At 45.0% G+C, this 19,130-nt stretch carries 20 protein-coding genes and 1 pseudogene; 8 read left to right on the forward strand and 13 right to left on the reverse strand.

The window, feature by feature from the left end; all coding sequences use genetic code 11:
- Positions 1-29 precede the first annotated feature (29 nt).
- Positions 30-833 carry an urease accessory protein UreF gene (locus tag R6H26_RS17565; protein WP_404784169.1) on the reverse strand — a complete coding sequence of 268 codons (804 nt, stop codon included), beginning with the start codon at positions 831-833 and terminating at the stop codon, positions 30-32.
- Positions 834-1,044: 211 nt separating this feature from the next.
- Here R6H26_RS17565 and R6H26_RS17570 point away from each other — a divergent pair, with 211 nt between their 5' ends.
- From R6H26_RS17570 to R6H26_RS17580, 3 genes are all read left to right on the forward strand, one after another.
- Positions 1,045-3,576: an O-antigen ligase family protein gene (locus R6H26_RS17570; RefSeq protein ID WP_404784170.1), complete on the forward strand. Its 2,532-nt coding sequence runs from the start codon at positions 1,045-1,047 to the stop codon at positions 3,574-3,576.
- A gap of 202 nt (positions 3,577-3,778) precedes the next feature.
- A complete protein-coding gene (locus R6H26_RS17575) occupies positions 3,779-3,997 on the forward strand; it encodes an AbrB/MazE/SpoVT family DNA-binding domain-containing protein (RefSeq protein WP_404784171.1) in 219 nt (72 codons plus the stop codon).
- Entirely contained in the window at positions 3,997-4,386 is a 390-nt protein-coding gene (locus tag R6H26_RS17580) for a type II toxin-antitoxin system death-on-curing family toxin (protein ID WP_404784173.1), read from the forward strand. The genes R6H26_RS17575 and R6H26_RS17580 overlap by 1 nt, the downstream gene beginning before the upstream one ends.
- Positions 4,387-4,400: 14 nt before the next feature.
- Here the strand turns inward: R6H26_RS17580 and R6H26_RS17585 are convergent, their stop codons facing one another.
- Positions 4,401-5,840 (reverse strand): sugar transferase, encoded by a 1,440-nt coding sequence (locus R6H26_RS17585; RefSeq protein ID WP_404784175.1) that lies wholly within the window; start codon positions 5,838-5,840, stop codon positions 4,401-4,403.
- Positions 5,841-5,974: 134 nt separating this feature from the next.
- On the opposite strand from R6H26_RS17585, the gene R6H26_RS17590 reads away from it, so the two are divergent.
- Entirely contained in the window at positions 5,975-6,577 is a 603-nt protein-coding gene (locus R6H26_RS17590) for a Uma2 family endonuclease (protein ID WP_404784179.1), read from the forward strand.
- 1 nt (position 6,578) lies between these two features.
- On the opposite strand, the gene R6H26_RS17595 is transcribed toward R6H26_RS17590, so the two are convergent.
- Both R6H26_RS17595 and R6H26_RS17600 read right to left on the reverse strand, forming a co-directional pair.
- A complete protein-coding gene (locus R6H26_RS17595; RefSeq protein ID WP_404784181.1) occupies positions 6,579-6,905 on the reverse strand; it encodes a type II toxin-antitoxin system PemK/MazF family toxin in 327 nt (108 codons plus the stop codon).
- Complete coding sequence (locus R6H26_RS17600; RefSeq protein WP_404784182.1) at positions 6,892-7,110, reverse strand: addiction module antitoxin; 219 nt, start codon at positions 7,108-7,110, stop codon at positions 6,892-6,894. Before R6H26_RS17600 ends, R6H26_RS17595 begins: the two co-directional genes overlap by 14 nt.
- A 174-nt stretch (positions 7,111-7,284) precedes the next feature.
- On the opposite strand from R6H26_RS17600, the gene R6H26_RS17605 reads away from it, so the two are divergent.
- On the forward strand, positions 7,285-7,617 hold the full coding sequence (locus R6H26_RS17605) for a DUF433 domain-containing protein (RefSeq protein ID WP_404784184.1): 333 nt from the start codon (positions 7,285-7,287) through the stop codon (positions 7,615-7,617).
- 245 nt (positions 7,618-7,862) lie between these two features.
- Positions 7,863-8,132, forward strand: a pseudogene (locus tag R6H26_RS17610) (DUF5615 family PIN-like protein); the annotation flags it as partial.
- Here R6H26_RS17610 and R6H26_RS17615 read toward each other — a convergent pair.
- The 8 genes from R6H26_RS17615 to R6H26_RS17650 form a co-directional block, all read right to left on the reverse strand.
- Positions 8,108-8,974, reverse strand: a complete 867-nt coding sequence (locus R6H26_RS17615; protein ID WP_404784186.1) for a glycosyltransferase family 2 protein — start codon at positions 8,972-8,974, stop codon at positions 8,108-8,110. The pseudogene R6H26_RS17610 and the gene R6H26_RS17615 sit on opposite strands and share 25 nt — an antisense overlap.
- A gap of 30 nt (positions 8,975-9,004) precedes the next feature.
- Positions 9,005-10,186, reverse strand: coding sequence for a glycosyltransferase family 4 protein (locus R6H26_RS17620; RefSeq protein ID WP_404791361.1), 1,182 nt, complete (start codon positions 10,184-10,186; stop codon positions 9,005-9,007).
- An 11-nt stretch (positions 10,187-10,197) separates the two neighbouring features.
- Positions 10,198-11,469, reverse strand: coding sequence for a glycosyltransferase family 4 protein (locus R6H26_RS17625; protein WP_404791363.1), 1,272 nt, complete (start codon positions 11,467-11,469; stop codon positions 10,198-10,200).
- Positions 11,470-11,533: 64 nt separating this feature from the next.
- Positions 11,534-12,514 carry a GDP-mannose 4,6-dehydratase gene (locus tag R6H26_RS17630; RefSeq protein WP_404784187.1) on the reverse strand — a complete coding sequence of 327 codons (981 nt, stop codon included), beginning with the start codon at positions 12,512-12,514 and terminating at the stop codon, positions 11,534-11,536.
- 79 nt (positions 12,515-12,593) lie between these two features.
- Positions 12,594-13,895, reverse strand: coding sequence for a glycosyltransferase family 4 protein (locus R6H26_RS17635; protein ID WP_404784189.1), 1,302 nt, complete (start codon positions 13,893-13,895; stop codon positions 12,594-12,596).
- Positions 13,896-13,992: 97 nt separating this feature from the next.
- Positions 13,993-15,273 carry a glycosyltransferase family 4 protein gene (locus R6H26_RS17640; protein WP_404784191.1) on the reverse strand — a complete coding sequence of 427 codons (1,281 nt, stop codon included), beginning with the start codon at positions 15,271-15,273 and terminating at the stop codon, positions 13,993-13,995.
- Positions 15,274-15,462: 189 nt separating this feature from the next.
- A complete protein-coding gene (locus tag R6H26_RS17645; protein WP_404784193.1) occupies positions 15,463-16,722 on the reverse strand; it encodes an ABC transporter ATP-binding protein in 1,260 nt (419 codons plus the stop codon).
- Between the two features lie 17 nt (positions 16,723-16,739).
- On the reverse strand, positions 16,740-17,570 hold the full coding sequence (locus tag R6H26_RS17650) for an ABC transporter permease (protein WP_404784195.1): 831 nt from the start codon (positions 17,568-17,570) through the stop codon (positions 16,740-16,742).
- Between the two features lie 269 nt (positions 17,571-17,839).
- Between R6H26_RS17650 and R6H26_RS17655 the strand changes: the two genes are divergently transcribed.
- Both R6H26_RS17655 and R6H26_RS17660 read left to right on the forward strand, forming a co-directional pair.
- The gene (locus R6H26_RS17655) at positions 17,840-18,082 is read left to right on the forward strand and encodes a type II toxin-antitoxin system VapB family antitoxin (protein WP_404784197.1); all 243 of its coding nucleotides are present in this window, start codon (positions 17,840-17,842) and stop codon (positions 18,080-18,082) included.
- Positions 18,079-18,450: a type II toxin-antitoxin system VapC family toxin gene (locus R6H26_RS17660; RefSeq protein ID WP_404784199.1), complete on the forward strand. Its 372-nt coding sequence runs from the start codon at positions 18,079-18,081 to the stop codon at positions 18,448-18,450. The genes R6H26_RS17655 and R6H26_RS17660 overlap by 4 nt, the downstream gene beginning before the upstream one ends.
- On the opposite strand, the gene R6H26_RS17665 is transcribed toward R6H26_RS17660, so the two are convergent.
- Entirely contained in the window at positions 18,447-19,100 is a 654-nt protein-coding gene (locus R6H26_RS17665) for a Uma2 family endonuclease (RefSeq protein WP_404784201.1), read from the reverse strand. The two genes, R6H26_RS17660 and R6H26_RS17665, sit on opposite strands and share 4 nt — an antisense overlap.
- Between the last annotated feature and the right edge of the window lie 30 nt (positions 19,101-19,130).

A 19,130-nucleotide genomic window follows, 5' to 3' on the forward strand; every position in this document is an offset into this window, starting at 1 on the left:
GGTTCGCAAGTCCAGGCGCTTTGGATGTTTCAGCTCCGAAATAATCGACTGTAGAGCGTTTCATGGGCCATACTCGCAAGTGAAAGTCCCCAACCGCAACTTTCTAAGTTCTCGTCGGGTAATTGCAAAATCTCTTCAGCAGAGGTGTGAATTGCGAACTCGAGATTTAAAAGGAGTTGCTGCCCTGCGGTTTGCCCGAGCGGGATTAACTTAATTCCCGCACTTGTGAGATTGGTCGCCCAGCTTTGCAAGTAACCCAGGAGTGCATCGGTCGGCTCGATTTGCCATGCTGCCGCAACAATACCAAAGGCAATCGCAAAGTTACATTCTCGGGCAAACAGCTCGTGCAAAATCGGCCAGGATTTATCCGCCCTATTGCCCTGCATCGGATCGTCTAGGTCCAGCAGCAGCCGCAATAGCGATCGCCCCATCTGCCAGCTTTGCAAGCGCAGCTCCTCCGTATCGCGAGCCGCCGACCACCAGTCATTCCAAGCCAACAGCGCAGGACCATCCCGATCTTTTGCGACGCGACAGGCCCGTAACATCACGCCCGCCTCCATCCGCATCGCCCCGCAGCGCAGTTCTTGCGTCATCCAATCTTGAAGCGCAGCAGCAGAATCGATGCATCGAGACTCCACGAGAAATTCCAACCCCTCGGAGTAGCTGTAGGCTCCTACGGGAAGGGTCGAGCTTGCAAGCTGAAGGAGTCTCAGCAACGGAAAAGAGGTCGAACTTGGATTCAGCAAAATTTTGTCGCCCATCCTTAGCTTGCGAATCAGAGGCATCCTCAGCTTACCGCCAGAAGATCGTTCGATCCACGAACGCCTCGCCACCCCGCACCCTCAACATCAAACTTTCTGAAATCGATCGCCCTTTTAGCCGTCGCGGCAAGTTCCACACGAGAATCGGGTATCCTCACTGCTGAGGGCAACGCGCGATCTGTACAGACAGACTCGACCTGGCGAACGACTAAAGCCTAAGGGCTATAAGAAACGTCGCGCTTCGCGTCCTTCTCTCCGCCAATGTCCTTCCCCAAAAGCTGCCATGGACTCTCATAAACCCGTGCCTCTGACCGCCACCGGACAGCCAGCCTTCAGAGATATCTTAGGACCCCTCGCAGCAGGCTTTTACGCCCTATTCGCGCTGCTGCCCGACAGCAGCAGCCTCCTGGTATCTTGGCCCTGGGTCTTCGTGTGGCAGGTGGCTTTACTGCTGCCCTGGTTCTGGTTGCTGCGGCATTGGTGGGTTCAAAATCAAGTAACAAAGTTGGGCTATAAGCTCGACTGTGGCGTGGGTTTAGCTGTTGTGGGGCTGCTAGGCTCCTCGCTCCTCGCGCCATTTCCGCAGCAAGCGCGCTGGTATGGCTGGGCGGCCCTCTGCGCGCTGGCCGCTCTCTACGCCCTCAATGCTTGGTGTGCTAGCCCGGAACGCAGATTGAAGTTACTGACGGCCCAAGGCGGCTTGAGTATTGCGTTTATTGCAGTCAGTCTGAGCCTTTGGATCGGTCAAACCCTTTTGCCAGAACTGAGCCGCCTCAACAATTTACGGGTCGCAGGGTTAAACCTCTCCTACGATTTTTCGGTGCTAGAGCTGCGCAATTGGGCACCCATTGGGCATCAAAATTATGTAGCGGGCTATCTCGTCCTCAGTTTGCCCCTGCTGTTGGGGCTAACCCTAATTTCCAAAACTCAGATGCGCTGGGTCTGGGGAGCAGGCACCCTTCTGGGACTGGCGGATCTCTACACGACCAGTTCCCGTGGCGGCTGGTTGGGCACTGCGCTGGTGGGAGTATCGGGTGGATTATTGCTGCTGGGACATCGCCGCCTGCCGCTTCGGGTTCGCTGGACGATCGGGCTGGCGTTACTGGCGGGATTGTTCGGCATTGTCTTGGCAAATAATCGGCTGCGATCGCTGTTCTTTGCTGCCACGTCCGATAGCGCGGGCGGAGAAACTGCCTTTCGCCTGATTACCAACGCAACGGGCTGGGCGATCGGGCTGGCGCATCCGTTTTTTGGGGCTGGGCCGGGCAGCGTCCCGCTGCTGTATCAGGCATACCGACCCGCCTGGGCTGGTCGAGAAGCCGAGCTGGTCTATCAGCTCCACAGCACCCCCGCTCAGATTTGGGCAGAACTGGGTGCAGTTGGGATGGGGCTGAGCATTGCGATGGTGGGCTGGCTGGGTTATTGGGGCGTTAGATTGTGGCGCGCGCAACCTGCTGAGTCGAACGGCGATCGCATTCTAACCTGGAGTCTTTTGGCTGGATTGGCTGGGTACGGTGTCGTCAGCATTACGGACTACCAACTCGATATTGTTTGCATTAGCGGCACGCTCGTCGTGTATCTGGCTGGCTTCCTGTCTCTCCTGCGTCAATATCTGCCCTCTAGTTCGGGCGATCGCGCTGTAAAAACAGCCCGCATTGCGTGGCTGTGTTGGGGAATTGTTGGATTGCTGATTGCCGTGGGGATATGGTTAGCGCCTATCCATCGGGCTTGGCAGCTCTCCAGCCTGGGTTTTGCTGCCCTCAGCCAAAAACAAATCGAACCCTTCCAAAATTATCTAGAACAAGCCCATCGGCTTGCCCCCTGGGAACCCTACTATTCCTATCAACTCGGCTGGAATCTGAGTACTGCCACCAGCCAGGATGCACGAGTCAATCGCACTAGGCGCGATCGCGGTCTCGAATTCTTCAAACGTAACGTTCGGGCTTCTCCCCATCAGGAGGCGGGAACGAGCAGTTTGGGGTGGCTCCAGATGTTTAGCCGCCAACCGTCCCTCGCAACGGCATCGTTTCTCCAATCGACTCGCTTGATGCCTGCTAAGCGCGGCGTCTTTTACAGCTTAGGAATCAGCCTTTTGGGTCAGGGGAAAACGGACTTGGGCGTTCAGGCGATCGCCTTAGAGATTGTTAGAGATCCGCTCTTTCTCACGAGTCCTCTTCTAAGAACTTCACAACTCAATTCAACTTATCCCAAAATTCAAAATGCAGTAGTAAGTCTTTACCAGCAAATGCTGAAGGCTCATCCCCAGCAAGATTCCTTCACGGCTTATCTTCATCAATGCCTTGGCGGGGTCTACTGGTGGCAGGGGAAGTTAATCGAAGCAGATGCAGAATGGCGCAAAAACGGATCCAGCTTGAGTCAGACCGTACTCGCGATATCCAAAAACAATAAGCCCCCTACCGAAGTTCCAATCCTCAAAGCCTGGTTAGACCCTCAAAATCGAACCCAGTGGGTTGCCAAAGCATTGCTGCAAACCCGGCAAGCATTGCCCGATCCGAAGGAGGTGCAGGTTATCCAAACCGGAATGGATCGGTCTAAATCTTTTGATATGTGGGTCAAACAAAATGCGCCCCTGCGGCAATCTCCGCGAGAGCGGGCTGGCTTTGGCGTACTCAGCCGCCACATCGACGGGCCAGCGCCAACCGACTTTTTCCCTATAGTGGAGAACGTGGCAATGACCCAGTTTTTGGCAGAGCTGTTGCCCTCCCCAAGCTATAGCCCCGATCTAGATAACGCTTTGCAACCCTTTCGAGGAAAACTGTGGCAGTCGATTGCGCCGACCCAAGCCAAGCTTTAGCGTCAGCAAAGGAATGGGCTTGTGCTATGAGTAAGGCAGTGAAATTTTGACTTGTCCAGTCCTGTTGTCAGGGGAAGATGTGTGGCCTGGATTTGAACTGACGATCGATTAATGCTCGCATTTGCATTATAATAAATATTATAATTTTGGGTGGACTCCAGGTATAGTTAGTCACCCGTAAACGAGCATTGGGGATCGCACTATGCAAACAAAGCTTAGAAAAGTTGGAAGTTCGCTGGGGGCCACATTGCCCAAAGACGTTATCGATCGGCTGGGGCTGAGGGAAGGAGATCGGTTGAATATTGTTGTTACATCTGAAGGAATTATGCTCTCCCCTTACGATCCTGATTTTGAAGCATTTCTTGCGGCTGCGGAAGAGACCACTGCTGAGTATCGGGATGCATTAAAAGCTTTAGCTTGATGAACGAGCCAAAGTGGGTCAGACGAGATGGCGTGTTGGTGGTTCATGACCGTCAAATAGAGCTATTTGGCGGTCAGTACGGTTTGCGAGATGCAGGTTTACTTGACTCGGCGATCGCACGGCCTAAAAATTTTTACTGTTATGAAGGCGCTGACATCATTCGTCTAGCGGCAGCCTATTGCGGTGGAATTTGTCAAAATCATCCATTCATTGATGGCAATAAAAGAACGGCTTTTGTAATCATGGTTGCATTTCTAAAAACCAATCACTATCGATTTCACGCAGAACAAGTCGAAGTAGTAAGCATTATGGAGCAACTAGCCGATGGCAAAATTTCGGAAGAAGAATTGACGGACTGGGTGAGAGCAAAATCTGAAATGCTGCTTTGATGCTTTGGCTAACTTCAAAAGGCTCCGTTCGCAAATAAAACAATCCGAATCGTTTCAACTAAAATTTCAAAGTCCAGATTCAAGGTCCAGTTGTCGATGTAATACAGGTCTAGCCGCGCCGCCTGGTCGAAATCATCGATGTGCGATCGCCCGGAGATTTGCCAGAGTCCGGTAATGCCAGGTAAGACCTGATGGCGAATGTGATGCCAGGAGTTGAAGCGCTCGACATCGCGGATGGGCAGCGGCCTTGGCCCTACGAGGCTCATCTGGCCGACTAGCACGTTAATGAGTTGGGGCAGTTCGTCGATGCTGGTGCGGCGCAGAAAGCGACCAATCCGCGTGCGGCGCGGGTCGTCTTTGATCTTGAAGAGGATGCCGTCTTGGGATTCGTTGCGGGCTTCTAGAGAGGCTTGCAATATTTCAGCATTGACAACCATCGTCCGAAATTTCCACATATGAAAGATTTTGCCGTGGAGTCCGACGCGTTCTTGCCGATAGAAAATGGGACCTAGGGAGGTGAGTTTGATGGCGATCGCAATGCCAATCAGGAAGGGGGCGAGGACCAATATCCCTAGGGCGGCGGCTGTAATATCGATATAGCGTTTGATGCGGTAGTCCAGGCCCAAGAGCATGGGGGGGGCTGCGCGCAGGGTGGGCATTCCGGCAAAGATTTCAGGAATGCCGCGACGGTGGAGGACTTCTACGCTGGAGGGAATCAGCCGGAGAGTAATGCCCAAACGTCTGAGCTGCCAGTAGAGGGTGGAGGCGAGTTCGGTGGGGGGCAGTCCTTCGACGATGACTTCTCGGGCTTTGGAGTTGAGGATGGCGCTCAGGGTCACTTTGGCGTTGGCCGTGGAAGCGAGGGCTGCACCGACGACGTGGTAATGCGATCGCTGTTCTAATAATTTCGACAGGTGGGGTAGGCGTTCTGCGGTGGCGATCAGGAAAATACCGACGGTGGGTTGGCGTTGTTCGAGCTGCTGGAGAACTAGGGTGGAAATGAGGCGAAACCCGATGATAAAGGCCACGCTGAGGGACCACGCGCTGAAGAAGAGCGATCGCGGGACGTCCAGTTTGGGGTCGTAGAAGTAGCTGATGACGAGGGCAAAGAGATAGGCAAGGCTGACGAGCTGAGCGGAGCGAACGTAGTCTTTCCAGGCGGTGGCGCGGTTGTACAGGCCACCGCCCGCCAGGGTCAGCAGGGTGATGGCGGAAAAGATCCAAAACAGGCTGGGTAAGCCGAGCCAAGTCCACCATACCAACTGAGGCGGAATGGGAGAATAGAGCCGATTGAGCTGGGCTGCAATTTTCCACGCGCAGCCGAGGGCTGCAAAGTCTGCTACGACCAGAACGCTGATATTGAGCCACTGCTGCCGATCGTTCCGCCAAACGTTGACGGAATGAATGGCTCTAATATCTTGCGGATGAGTTTTTTTTTGAGTGGGTGGGTTCACAACTGGCCGACTAAGGGTGATGCGCGGGCGCTATGTTTATCCTACCCAGGGATGTCGCGATGGTTTGCTCGGGCTAAACGAGAATGGTCGTACGGTTACAATAAAAATTGAAGCTAGGTTGGGTTTTATTCGCCATGACGCTCTCAATGCACCCCCCTTTAAGCCCTGTTGCAGAGCAACGCGTTCTTTTATCTGGGGTGACTTGGCCGCAGTACGAGAGTTTACTCGAAATTTTTGGAGATCGTCCTGGGCTGCGATTGCTTTATTCCGAAGGGATGCTGGAAATTTTTATACCTTCTTCCGAACATGAAATGCTCAAAAAGGTAATTTCAAGACTCCTAGAGCGCTATGCGGAAGAGGTCGATATTGTAATTCATGGCTATGGCTCGACGACGTTCCGCAGTGAAGCAAAGGCTCAGGGGTTAGAGCCGGATGAGTGTTATTGCGTGGATACCCTTAAGGAGGAAAGACCGGATTTTGCGATCGAGATCAATTTGATGAGTGGGGGTATCGATAAGCTGGCGATCTATCAGGGGTTGGGGGTGCCAGAGGTGTTGATTTGGCAGAATAATGCGCTCGCGCTTTATGGTTTGCGAGGCGAAATTTATCAAGAGGTGCCTTGCAGTCAGTTTTTCCCTGGTTTGGATTTTGGATTGTTGGCTCAATACGTGCAGCCTTACAATCAGCCCCAAGCGGTCAAGGCGTTTCTTGAGGCGATTCGTTTGCGGCAGGAATGATTTAAAGTTTGAAGCCAAGCTGAATTTTGAGTGCTTTTTCCAGGGCTTGCATGTCTGAGCTAGACAACTTGCCAAACAAACTTTTACATCTGCTTTTATCCGCTGTTGTGATTTGATCGGCCATTACCTTGCTTTTTTGACCGTCTACAGTGACGATCGCCTCGCTGGGGTAAAGCCTACCTGTATTACTGGTGAGTGGAACGACTTGAACTCGGTTTAAAGCTGCATTAGATGCGTTATTACTCACAATTACAGCAGGTCGAGTTTTTTGAATCTCTCCGCCTAGAGATGGATCGAAGTCTACCCACCAGACTTCACCGCGTAGCATCAGCAACATCTCCAATCAATGCATTGCTCCATTCCAAGGCTTCTTGTTCGCGTTCAGTATCAGCAGCCATGGCTTGATAAGCGGAGGCAAGGTCATCCTGCATGACGTGGGGTCTTGCTAAATCTTCTAGGAATTGGCTAATTTTGCGCCGCCCAATAACGCGCACGAGTCCGTCGTAAACGTCTTCATCAAGGGTGATGGTCATTCGCTTGTGCATAATTCCAAAACTTATCGTATACGCACATGCATTGTATCAAAACTTGGCGTTGGTATGGGCGATCGGGCTTACTTCCCAAGCGATCGCCCATCCAACCAAAGTGTTATGTCAAAATAATAAAAAAGCGCTTAAGATTTCAAGTAGTGCTTGACTTACAGACCTATGACATTAGCGCCCGCCCCAGTAAAACAATACATAAAGCAACACGATCGAGGATATTGGATTGAAGACACCCGTATCTCTCTTGATTCAGTCGTCTATTCTTTTTTGAACGGGGAGTCGCCTGAAAGTATTGCCCAAAATTTTCCGTTGCTTTCATTGGAACAGGTGTATGGGGCGATCGCGTTCTACCTTGCTAACCGTGAAATGGTTGATGTCTATTTACAGGAGGGTGAGGCAGAATTTCAGCTTCTGCAACAATCTTTCAGAGAAAAGAGTCCCCTTCTGTATCAAAAACTCAATGCTGCTCGAGTTCAAAAGCAGAGTTTGACGTGACCAAAGTTCGATTTCAAGCTGATGCTGACCTCAGACAGGCGATTGTATCTGGCGTCATTCGCAGACAACCTAAACTTGATTTTCAGTCCGCCAATAGAACTCTTGCATGAATCCTGGAAGCCGTCCGAATGAATTCGGGGCTACAAGAACAAAGTCTGCCTTCGCAGACTAAATCTGGATTTCTCTTAAGTCCGCGAAGGCGGACATCGTTCTTGTAGCCGCGATTTTAATCGCTAGGATATTCGTGCAAGAGGTCTAATGAAGCAGGGCTTGAAGGGATAAAAGATGGAGCTGTGTTAGCTATTGCGGCGCAGGCTGGTAGGGTTCTGGTCACACACGATCGTAAAACGATGCCGACTGAGTTTGGCCAGTTTGTTTTATCGCAAACCAGTTCTGGAGTACTGGTTCTTTCCCAAAGTCTCGCGGTCAGCGATGCAATTGATGCACTCATTTTAGTTTGGGAAGCATCTATGGCTGAGGAATGGATCGATCAAATCATGTCTTTGCCGTTTTGAGAAACGGCATGTTCTTTTTCCCAAACAGGATAAGACTCAGTGCGGATGCTTAAGCCCGGAAGTGGGGGTAGCAAGTGCTTGCGGGTATAGCGCACCATGCTTTTGAGGTGTAGCCACGTGTAAAGGCTCCAAAGCTTTTTATCGCTGACGGCGATGTGATGGTGAATGATTCGAGCGGTGGGGACGTAATAGACCTGCCAACCTGCGGTATGCATACGATGCGCCCAGTCGATGTCTTCGACGTACAGAAAATAGCCTTCATCTAGAGGGCCAACGGTTTCTAGTACTTCACGACGGATAAACATACAAGCTCCTAACAGCCAGTCTACGGGCTGCGGCTGGGTGCGATCTAAGTCCTGCATGAGGTGATGCTGGTTGAGGTGAGATTGCTTCAGAAATACGCGAAGCGGGGTGCGGCGGGCAATGACTGAACCGAGGGTTGGGAAGCGACGAGGGGAGGGCTGAATTTGACCGTTAGGAAACAAAAGCTGGGCACCACACATGCCAACTTGGGGATGGGTATCCATAAATTCGATGAGCTGCGATAAGGCTCCGGGCTGGATTTCTGTGTCAGGGTTTAGCAGCAATAGATAACGTCCGGTTGCTTTTGCCATGCCAAAGTTATTATTGGCTGAAAATCCCTGACGTTTGGTATTGATATGGAGTTTGACGGAGGGGTATTGTTGGGCGATCGCAGCACTCTCATCATCAGATCGGTTATCCACCACAATGACTTCACCGCCGAGTCGTTTTACTTCTGGCACTAGGGCAGCTAAACATCTCTCAATATATTGAGCATGATTGTGGGTTACAGTGATAACGGAGATTGATACTTGAGTCATTTTATATTGAGAAAAGATTCAACAAATGAATTAACCAAGTAGTTTCTTATAAATAAATTCTGTTTTTTCCGCCAATTTATCCCAAGTATAATTCTGTTTTACCTTATTTTTCCCTGCTTCACCCATTGCTTGAGCTTGAGTGGTGTTTGATAATATCTGACAGATTCTATCAGCTATTTCATTGAAATTCTGCGAAATTAAGTATCCATCAATTCCATGAGTAATAACATCAGAAACCGCAGGAATATTACAGCCAATAACAGGTTTAGCAAAGCTCCATGCTTCTGTATAGACACCACCAAAACTTTCTTGATTTGAGGGAACGCAAAGCAATGTACAGGCAGCTAAAGCGTTCGTTTTTTCCTGTAAATCTACTGTACCCAATCGATGAACTCGTCTGTCTTGGAGACGGGCAAAATCTTTCTCTGATTGAGCAACTGGAGGGCCGATGAAGACAAAGTTGGCTTCAGGAAATTTTTTCCATACCATAGGCATTGCTTCTAAGAGTTGCCGATAGCCTTTATAAGGGTAGTGCTGTCCTAAAAATAAAATAATGGGTTCCTCAATTTGATAACGCTGTATAAAGACTTGAGGTTCTGCTTTTTCAGCCAATATTGGGCCTATGCCTGTAATGTGAATTCGTTCTTCTTTCACGCCTAAACCGATCAGCACCTCTTTCTCAGCTTTGGTAAGCGCTATAACTGCATCGGCTTGTTGATACAACTTTAAGTATTCACGGTAGCGCCATCCAACCCAACGAGGATGATGAACGGCAGTCAAGACAAATGGGATATCATATTTTCTTGCCATTTTTAGAGAAGCATAACTAAGACCTTCTCGACCTATACGAACGTTGTGAACCAAATCTACGCGATCGGCAAAAATCTCTAAATGTTTCGCAATCACTCCTGCAATTATAGGCAATGCTATCCTCATTAAAGGGTAATACAGCGGAAGAATAGGTGCCAAATAAAATTTCTCTGAAATCTTTAAGCCAAGACGATGAACTGGAATATTATCAATGTAGTAATCTTGTGGAATCATAGGCGCATTGAGAGTTGTTCCTAGTAACCAATCTGTTCTATTCTTATTCCAGTGGCATACAACCTGAACAGCGTGTTTTCGGAGCATTTCCTGTCCCAATAAATGATGATGAAGCTGGGCACCACCAATAAATGGAGGATAAGCTGTAAGAGTATATAAACAACGCATATAATTTAGAATCAACTAGCATCCACAACGGTTCGATAAACTTGCACAGTCTGCTCAGCACAATAAAGCCAGCTAAATTTCCGCGCACGATCTAGTGAAAGCTGGGATAACTTAGACCGAAGAAGACTATCACTACCTACGGTAAGAAGGGCCTGGCAGAGGGCATCTTGGTCTAATGGATCGATCATTAATCCAGCATTTCCAACAACCTCAGGCAAAGAACTTGCAATTGAAGAGATAACCGGAACGCCGCATTGCATAGCTTCTAATGGTGGTAAGCCAAACCCTTCATAAAGAGAGGGATAAATAAAAGCAGTGGCACCACTATAAATTGCACTTAGGTCAACATCAGGAATATATCCTGTAAAAATAACACGAGATTGTAATTCAGGAATTTTCTGAATAGCATGAAAAATATCTGTATTTTTCCAGCCATTAACTCCAACTAAAACAAGATTAAAGTCTAAACCAGGCATTTCTGCGAGCAGTCGGCCAAAGCAATTAATCAAAAAAGCTAAGTTCTTACGAGGTTCTAAAGTTGAAAGACTCAGGAAATAAGGTTTATTCGGAATCCCATAGCGGCACAACACTGAATTAATAATTTCCCTTTTAGATACAAAATTAAAATGATTCGCAGCCGCTAGAGGAATTACAAAAATTCGTTCGGCTTTAATATTAAAGAGTCGGAGAATATCTTGTTTTGTAAATTCAGAATTGCAAATAACCCAGTCTCTATCAACATCAAGGCTTTGTAAAATAGTATCAAACAGATGAACTTTACCCTTCGTCATCCACTCAGGATGAATTCTAGGAATTAAATCATAAATTGTGAGTATTCTTGGAATATTACCTATAAGATCTCGATCGGGCAGAGGATGATGAGGCGAATGATAAACGTCAAATAATTGAGAAGTTTTTTGCAAAGCTACATCAATTTTTGCTATATAATCAAAAGGAATACGAATTGCTAGAGACCCTTTGTAAAAAAGAGAGTTATTGTTAATGTATTTTTGAATAAGTATTTTTTGGGTTTTAATTGCTATTTCATAGATAAAGTCTAAATGAAATTGGCTAGTATAGTGCTCAAATAAAATATTATCTTTATCGGAAAATTGTTCAAAATACAATCTAGTACTGATACTGTCCCATATCTGACTTGTTTGATTAAGTGTAGTGGCGACTAGTTCTACCGACTGCTGGTCAACAATAGTATTAAAAAGGGATTCTACAGCTCTGTAAATTCCTGTCCTAGCTTTAGGATTAATAAATCCTAAGCCAAGCATAGTCACGTCATATGCAACTCTCATATATTTAATTAGCTATTATAATTTTCATCCGTATAAATTATTATTGATTAATATTCTTTAAATATCCTAGCTTTTCTTCAATCATCATTTCTATAACTTCAGTCATGGAACTTTTTGCTTTCCATCCTAGATGTTGTTCTGCTTTAGCTGGGTTCCCTTTGCCAAACGCGATGTCAGTTGGTCGTAGGAGGCTTGAATCGACAACAACATGATTGCTCCAATCCAAATTCAGCTTTGCAAAGACACTATGCACAAAGTCTTCTAATTTATGAGAAATACCAGTTGCAATAACATAATCATCTGGATTTTCCTCTTGAAGCATTAAGTACATTGCTTCTACATATTCAGGTGCCCAACCCCAGTCTCTCTCAATCGTAAGGTTTCCTAAGGATAACTTATGGTCTTGAAGCCCTAATGCAATTTTACAGGCTGAAGTAATAATTTTTTGTGTAACGAACCGCTCTGGACGTAATGGAGATTCGTGATTAAATAAGATACCTGAACAAGCAAATATATTATAAGCTTCGCGATAATTAGCTACTTCCCAAAATGACGCTGCTTTTGCAACTCCATATGGACTTCGTGGACGAAATGGGGTATTTTCATCAGCCGCATGATTCCCACTATTCCCAAAACATTCGCTAGAACCAGCATTATAAAATTTAATTGGTTCACCTAAAAAACGAATAGCTTCTAAGAGATTAAGCGTACCTGTTGCTATGCTTTCTAAGGTCTCTACTGGTTGTCCAAAAGATAAACCAACAGAACTCTGACCAGCTAAGTTATAAACTTCGTCAGGTTTAACTTTTACCAGAACTTGTAAGACGCTCCTAAAGTCATTAAGTGCCATAGACTCCAACTTGACTTTCTCAAGAATTCCAAGTCGAAATAAGTTTCGAAATGATGACATCTGTGCATCACGAGAAGTCCCATATACGACATAGCTTTTATTGAGAAGCAATTGAGTAAGGTAGGCTCCATCTTGTCCAGAAATTCCACAAATCAAGGCAGTTTTCATCATGTAAAAACCATTTTTTCTTAAAAATCAGCTATAGCAGGTCAATAAGCTTTATCTTTATACTCTAAATAGCCAAACTTATTTATCGACTATTTAAAACTTTTTTGTACACTTCCACAGTATCTGCTGCACACTTTGACCAACTAAAATTTTTGGATCGAATTAAGCCTTTATATCGAAGTTCTTGAGCTAGATCTTTATCATTCAGCACTGTTAGCATTGCCTGACAAAGTTCATCTTCATCCGCAGGATTGACCATAAGACCTGCATCTCCAACAACTTCTGGTAATGAAGTGACATTCGATGTAATTACAGGTGTTCCGCATTGCATTGCTTCTAAAGGGGGTAAGCCGAAACCCTCATATAGAGAAGGAAAAATGAAAGCAGAAGAACCGCTATATAAAGCGCTTAAGTCGGTATCTTCTACATAACCTGTAAATATTACGCTCGAACTAAGTTTAGAAGAAGAATCAATGCTATTAATTATTTCCGCTAGCCTATAATGTTTTGAACCTGCTAAAACAAGTTTAACATTTAGATTAGGTTGCTCCTCTTTTAACTTATAAAAACAACGAATAAGATGAATAAGATTTTTGTGTGGGGCAAGATGGGTAGCAAGGCTAAGAAAATAATTTCCTTCGGGAATCCTATAAAGTTTCCGAACACTGTCTATAGCTTCAAGATCTTTAACTGGATGGAAATGCTTTGCCGCTGCCAAATGAGTAACAAAGGTACGTTCTAAAGGAAATCCCGTGTACTCACAAAATTCTTGCTTTGTATGCTCAGAAATACAAATAATCCAATCATCCTTTAAATCAACACTACTAAGTGTGTCTTTAAATGCCTTGTTTAAGGATGGAGCAACAAGGTCAGGTTTAACTACTGGGATTAAGTCCTGTATCGTCAGAACTCTAGGAATTTTTTTTGTTATTTTTTTTGAAGGGAGTTTATGATACGTAGAGTGTATTATGTCTACACTCTGCCAATCAATTTTTTGGTAAGCATCAAACAGTGATATTAATTGGAATATTCCCTTGTTGTAAGCTAACTTCAATGAATGGTTATGATCGATATTAGATTCTTCTGGATGATTAAAAGAATAATATTTTTCATAAAATGATTTAATTCCTAGGCGACTCTTAAATACATCAATGTGCTTATATTTTGCCCAAGTTGGCTCTTTCTGGATACATGATAGAAATTTTACGGAGTTAAATATTAAGTTTTTTTCAATACATATGCATGACAAAAATAATTCGATACCACCTTTATTCCCTAATGCATGCATTAGTTCCTCAGTCTCTCTAAAAATACCAGATTTATGATCTTGCCGTTTAAGTTCTTTAACTAGAAATGAAATATCATAAGCAACTTTTATTTTCATAAATATTTAATAAACTTACTTAACAACCTTTGTTCTTTTCTCTAAAAACTACTTTTTAAAGGGTTAGTTAACAGAATCAAAGATATTGACGACTATCTTATTCTTCAAGCGATACTTTATATGCTTCGATTGTTTGATTTGCACAATTTCTCCAATTAAACTTTTTAGCTCTTTCAATTGAGGCTATACACATTTGCTCTCTTGTTAGGGAACTATTATATATTTCAAGGATATTCTGACATAAGCTATCCTTATCTAGTGGATCTAACATTATTCCAGCGTTTCCAACTACTTCAGGCAGTGAAGAAGTATTTGATGTTATGACGGGAATTCCACATTGCATAGCTTCTAATGGTGGCAGGCCAAAGCCTTCATAAAAAGAAAGATAGGTAAATACCAGTGAGCCACTATATAACGCTGCCAAATCTTGATCGGCAACATATCCTGTAAGAATTATTCGTTTTTTCACAAAACTATGATTTTCAATCTCTTCAAAAATACTTTGATAACTCCACCCTTTTACACCTACTAGAACAAGATACAGATCCGTAAGATGTTCTTCTAGAATTAAATTTGCAAAGCATCGAATAACGTGATCAATATTCTTTCTAGGTTCTAAAGTACATATGCTTAGCACATACTTAGCATCAAGAGGAATATTGTATTTAAGTTTTATAGACTTTAATTTTTCTAAATCTTTACAGGGATAAAATATATCAGTATTAGCAGCTAAGTAAGTTATAAATGCCTTAGAAGGATCGAAATCTTTTACGTAATTGCACAAATCATTTTTGGTTGACTCTGAAATACAAGCTACATAACCGTCTCTACCCACACTTTTTAAGACAGACTTTATGAAATCTCTGTTATTTGTGCCTCTACAATAATGTGGATGCAAGATTGGAATTAAATCATAGATTGTTATAAAATTTTTAATTTTTTTTGATTCTTTTATGATGGAAGGTATTGGATAACAAGGTGTATGAAAGATATCTGCTGCGTTTAATATTTTCTTATCTATAGTACTAGGGAAAAACTTATTACTGTACCTAAGCGACTTTCTTAGAACCTTCAGTAAAAAGCGTTTTAATCCTACTTCATTATAAATTTTACCATTCAAGTAATCAATTCTTTTTCCGACAAACTTCTTGGTATCAGAATGTCCCACAAGCGTATTATTAAGATCGGGATTTTCCGACAAGTATTTCAAACATTGTAGTAAGCAATCTAGCTGTGAAGTTGCGCTAAAAGTAAGATCACACTCACCCATTTTTGCCAGTTCATATACTAGGTCTTCTACAACTCGGTAGATGCCCACCTTATTTATAGGATCATTGTGCCCTATCCCTAGCAAGGATATATCGTAAATTACATTCATTAGTCCACCAAAAATAATTAAATTGTACTAATTAGTCTGTAGTATTCAAGAAGTGTCAATATAAAATCATGAATCCTCTACGAATAAAACTTTCTAACCCAGAAACATCATTTATTGAGAGCACTAGCGCAAGTAAAATATATTAAATTTATTTTCTAAATTTCATCATTAATAAGTTGCAAATCGCATTTAAAGAGTCAATCGTGACACACATATTTTAACAGGCAAACGACATCCTCCATAGCCTCGATCTCCTACTAAATCACTAGAGCTAGAAGTAGATTCCCAAGTTAATGTATCATTGATTGCATCTAATGGATAAGTATTTGAATGTAATGCTATAGCAATTGAATAAAATCCAGGATGAAGTGGATTCCTGTCCAAATAAAAATTTATATCATGCAAACCAGTCCCTATATTTAAGGGTGGTTGATCGTGATCGGAGTCGAGAGTCATAACTCTTGAACCTGTTATATTATCAAACCCGATTCCGACCAAGAGATTGTCTATTTTTTGAAAACAGTTGATTGTAAATATCAAGCTTAAAGGCTTTCCATAACTAAATTCGGTACCTTGAGATAATCTCAAGGAAAGTAGTCGTGCTTTTTCCCCAAAATCATTCTTTCTAGGAATAGAATTTAAGTCAACACAATAATTTGTGCGAGACTCTTGGCTAGAGTAAATCTGAATTGCTTCTTCAACTGTCGAAACTTCTTCGACTTTTCCTTGACTAAAATAGATTGCACTAGAACATAAACGCCTAATAGCTTGCATATTGTGACTAACGAATATAACAGTTCTGCCTTCCTTTGCAACTTCTCCCATTTTACCTAAGCATTTTTTCTGAAATGCTCCATCTCCTACCGCCAAAACCTCGTCAACGATTAGAATTTCTGGTTCTAGATGGGCTGCAACAGCAAATGCTAGTCGTACATACATTCCCGAAGAATAGCGTTTTACAGGTGTATCTAAAAATTTCTCAACTTCCGAAAATTCAACAATCTCATCAAAATTTTTGCTAATTTCTAATCGGCTCATGCCCAAGATAGCTCCGTTGAGAAAAATATTTTCTCTTCCCGTTAATTCTGGATGAAAACCTGTACCTACTTCCAATAGGCTAGCTACTCGTCCATTTAAGGTAACTTCACCTAGGGTTGGCTCTACAATGCGGCTCAAAATCTTTAGTAGTGTTGACTTCCCCGCACCATTGCGTCCAATGATGCCAATGCGATCGCCCTGCTTCACCTCAAACGACACATCCTTCAGAGCCCAAAACTCCTCCTGTGTCGAACCCATTGCAAGATCTTGCTTAGAACCAGAAAGATGACGACCTATAGACTTGACCCCATCAGCGATAACATCCCTAAGCGCCGTGTACTGCTGAGCCTGTTGGTGCCTGATAATATATTTTTTGCTAAGATTTTCGACCTTGATTACCGTATCAGACATAATCAATATTCACCTTCCTAAATCACATCAGCGAAGGTTCGTTCCATCTTGCGGAAATACCAGATCCCGCTGCAAAACAGCGCCAGCACAACCGCCATCGAAAGCAACGTTGTCCAGCCCGACAAAACACTGGATTGACCCGTAATAGCCCACCGAAACCCGTCAATCACTCCTACCATTGGATTCAGCGAATACAGCAGACGCCACCTCTCCGGTATCACACTACTGCTAAACCCGACAGGCGATAGGTATAGCCCAAACTGGATCAAAAAAGGCACCACAAACCGAAAATCTCGATACTGTACGTTCAGCGCGGCCAGCCACAGCCCCGCGCCCATCGAAGCCAAAAAAGCCATTAACGTAAATACAGGTAGCGCTACAATCCGCCAAGACGGTAAAAAGTTATACCAGGCCATCAATCCTAACAAAATCATCCCAGAAATCAGAAAATCGACAAAGCTCACGATGACAGAACTTGTGGGAATAATTAGCCGAGGGAAATAAACCTTAGACAGTAAATTCGAGTTGCCAATCAAACTATTGCTGCATTCAGCTAAAGCATTGCTGAAAAATTGCCAAGGTAGCAACCCCGCAAACACCAGAATCGGATAGGGCACCCCATTCGACGGCAGCTTGGCGATCGCCCCAAACACCACCGTAAATACGATCATCGTCAGCAAAGGTCGCAGCAACGCCCACGCAATCCCGATCGCCGTCTGCTTATAGCGCACCAAAATATCGCGCCAAGCCAAAAAATAAAATAACTCGCGATAGCGCCATAAATCCTGCCAATACAGACGCTCAGACTCCCCAGCGCGGATAATAAGCTGCGGTCGAGAATGGGTCATGCTAAAAACCTAACGCGCGATCGCATTTTGAGTAGACCTTTCCTAAAGAGTAAGTGAAGCTTTGTCCTAGACGTGTAGAGTCTCAACAAGACTATGAATACACTCCAATCCTCAGTATGCCCAAAACAGGCTTGCAGCGATCGCAAACTTCACAAACCTTCTGTCTTGCGGGCTAACCCATTCCTTACAGCCACAGCCGAAACCAGCTTATTGGCAGAATTACAGAAAGAAAGTCTAGAATTAATCTCTAGATATCCAGTATAGAAACTATGGCTATCAATATTAAAAACGCCGAAGTGGATTCCCTCATCAAGCGACTGCGCGAATTAACGGGTCAGGGTCCTACAGAGATCGTGAAAGCAGCCTTAGAGCGCGAATATCGAGAACTGCGGCGGCAACGGCGGCAAACTCAACTCGCAGAACATTTATCGGCCATTCAGTCTGCTGCCTCTCAGAAAGCGAATGACTTTGTGCCAGATTCGCTCTACGACGAAGATGGCTTGCCGAAATGATTGTGGATACCTCAGCGGTCATGGCGATCGCATTGCAAGAACCCCATTGGGAAACCCTTTACCAACAGGCGATCGAGGCACCAGAATTACTGATGTCTTGCGGCACATTGCAAGAACTCACGATCGTGGCCCTACGCAAAGGGTTATTAACCGAGGTTGAAGCATTGCTAGCGCATTTAGACCTAGACTACGTTCCCGTCGATCGGACTTTGGCACTCAAGGGCCTAGAACTATACCAGCGCTACGGCAAAGGAGGCGGTCATCCCGCTCAACTCAACTACGGAGATTGTTTTGCAGCGGCAGCAGCCACAATTCATAAAATGCCCCTGTTATATGCGGGAAAAGACTTTCAAGCAGCAGGGTTCTAGACAACGCGATCGCCTTGCTCCTTTGCCCACTGACGCACCGCCTTAGCCCAACTGGTTTCGCCCATCTCCTGGGCACGAATCAATAATCTTTGCACCGCCTCTACCGTGACCATCGGCAGCGCGAGAGATTGACATTGTGGAATGTACTCGGTCGCAGTCAACCCCAAAATCTTGAAGCTTTCTCCATCAAACTGCCAAACCTCCGGCACGCCCAGGGCCGCATAAATTGGCAATCGGGGCAAAGAAGGATTGCTGATATCAATTTCGATGGCTAAATCCGGCGGCGGGTCGATCGCCAGATCGATTTCCATTTTGCCCCGCACAATTGCTTCATTCTGAATGTAATAGCACTCATCCGCCTCAACCCCCTTGAGCAGATCCTTTCGACTCCAAGTCGAAGCACTCAAACTGCGGATTTCTAGATTCATCTCCTCCGTCACAATCTCAACCAAACGCCCCAACAACCGTTTATAGGTCTCATGGGGCGGTAAAGGCATAAAAATCTCCAGTACGCCATTGTCATAGGTCAAGCGCTTGGCAGGCTGAGATTCCAACTCCTGCACGAGAGACTGGTAAGTCTGCCATGTGATGCCTTGCAGCATCACTCCAGAAGAATGCTGCGGGCGATCGGGATGGGTGACGGTAAGCATAGCCAATTTTCTCAATTCTTGAATCTGGAT

This window comes from Altericista sp. CCNU0014 (genome assembly GCF_044923475.1).
Classification (GTDB): domain Bacteria; phylum Cyanobacteriota; class Cyanobacteriia; order Thermosynechococcales; family Thermosynechococcaceae; genus JAAURS01.

Coding starts and splice junctions, on each gene's coding strand:
- R6H26_RS17605 (WP_404784184.1), top strand. CDS start 7,285: ATGACATTAGCGCCCGCCCCAGTAAAACAATACATAAAGCAACACGAT.
- R6H26_RS17595 (WP_404784181.1), bottom strand. CDS start 6,905: ATGCTACGCGGTGAAGTCTGGTGGGTAGACTTCGATCCATCTCTAGGC.
- R6H26_RS17640 (WP_404784191.1), bottom strand. CDS start 15,273: ATGAATGTAATTTACGATATATCCTTGCTAGGGATAGGGCACAATGAT.
- R6H26_RS17600 (WP_404784182.1), bottom strand. CDS start 7,110: ATGACCATCACCCTTGATGAAGACGTTTACGACGGACTCGTGCGCGTT.
- R6H26_RS17665 (WP_404784201.1), bottom strand. CDS start 19,100: ATGCTTACCGTCACCCATCCCGATCGCCCGCAGCATTCTTCTGGAGTG.
- R6H26_RS17645 (WP_404784193.1), bottom strand. CDS start 16,722: ATGTCTGATACGGTAATCAAGGTCGAAAATCTTAGCAAAAAATATATT.
- R6H26_RS17655 (WP_404784197.1), top strand. CDS start 17,840: ATGGCTATCAATATTAAAAACGCCGAAGTGGATTCCCTCATCAAGCGA.
- R6H26_RS17615 (WP_404784186.1), bottom strand. CDS start 8,974: ATGACTCAAGTATCAATCTCCGTTATCACTGTAACCCACAATCATGCT.
- R6H26_RS17570 (WP_404784170.1), top strand. CDS start 1,045: ATGGACTCTCATAAACCCGTGCCTCTGACCGCCACCGGACAGCCAGCC.
- R6H26_RS17630 (WP_404784187.1), bottom strand. CDS start 12,514: ATGATGAAAACTGCCTTGATTTGTGGAATTTCTGGACAAGATGGAGCC.
- R6H26_RS17650 (WP_404784195.1), bottom strand. CDS start 17,570: ATGACCCATTCTCGACCGCAGCTTATTATCCGCGCTGGGGAGTCTGAG.
- R6H26_RS17580 (WP_404784173.1), top strand. CDS start 3,997: ATGAACGAGCCAAAGTGGGTCAGACGAGATGGCGTGTTGGTGGTTCAT.
- R6H26_RS17635 (WP_404784189.1), bottom strand. CDS start 13,895: ATGAAAATAAAAGTTGCTTATGATATTTCATTTCTAGTTAAAGAACTT.
- R6H26_RS17575 (WP_404784171.1), top strand. CDS start 3,779: ATGCAAACAAAGCTTAGAAAAGTTGGAAGTTCGCTGGGGGCCACATTG.
- R6H26_RS17625 (WP_404791363.1), bottom strand. CDS start 11,469: ATGCTTGGCTTAGGATTTATTAATCCTAAAGCTAGGACAGGAATTTAC.
- R6H26_RS17620 (WP_404791361.1), bottom strand. CDS start 10,186: ATGCGTTGTTTATATACTCTTACAGCTTATCCTCCATTTATTGGTGGT.
- R6H26_RS17590 (WP_404784179.1), top strand. CDS start 5,975: ATGACGCTCTCAATGCACCCCCCTTTAAGCCCTGTTGCAGAGCAACGC.
- R6H26_RS17660 (WP_404784199.1), top strand. CDS start 18,079: ATGATTGTGGATACCTCAGCGGTCATGGCGATCGCATTGCAAGAACCC.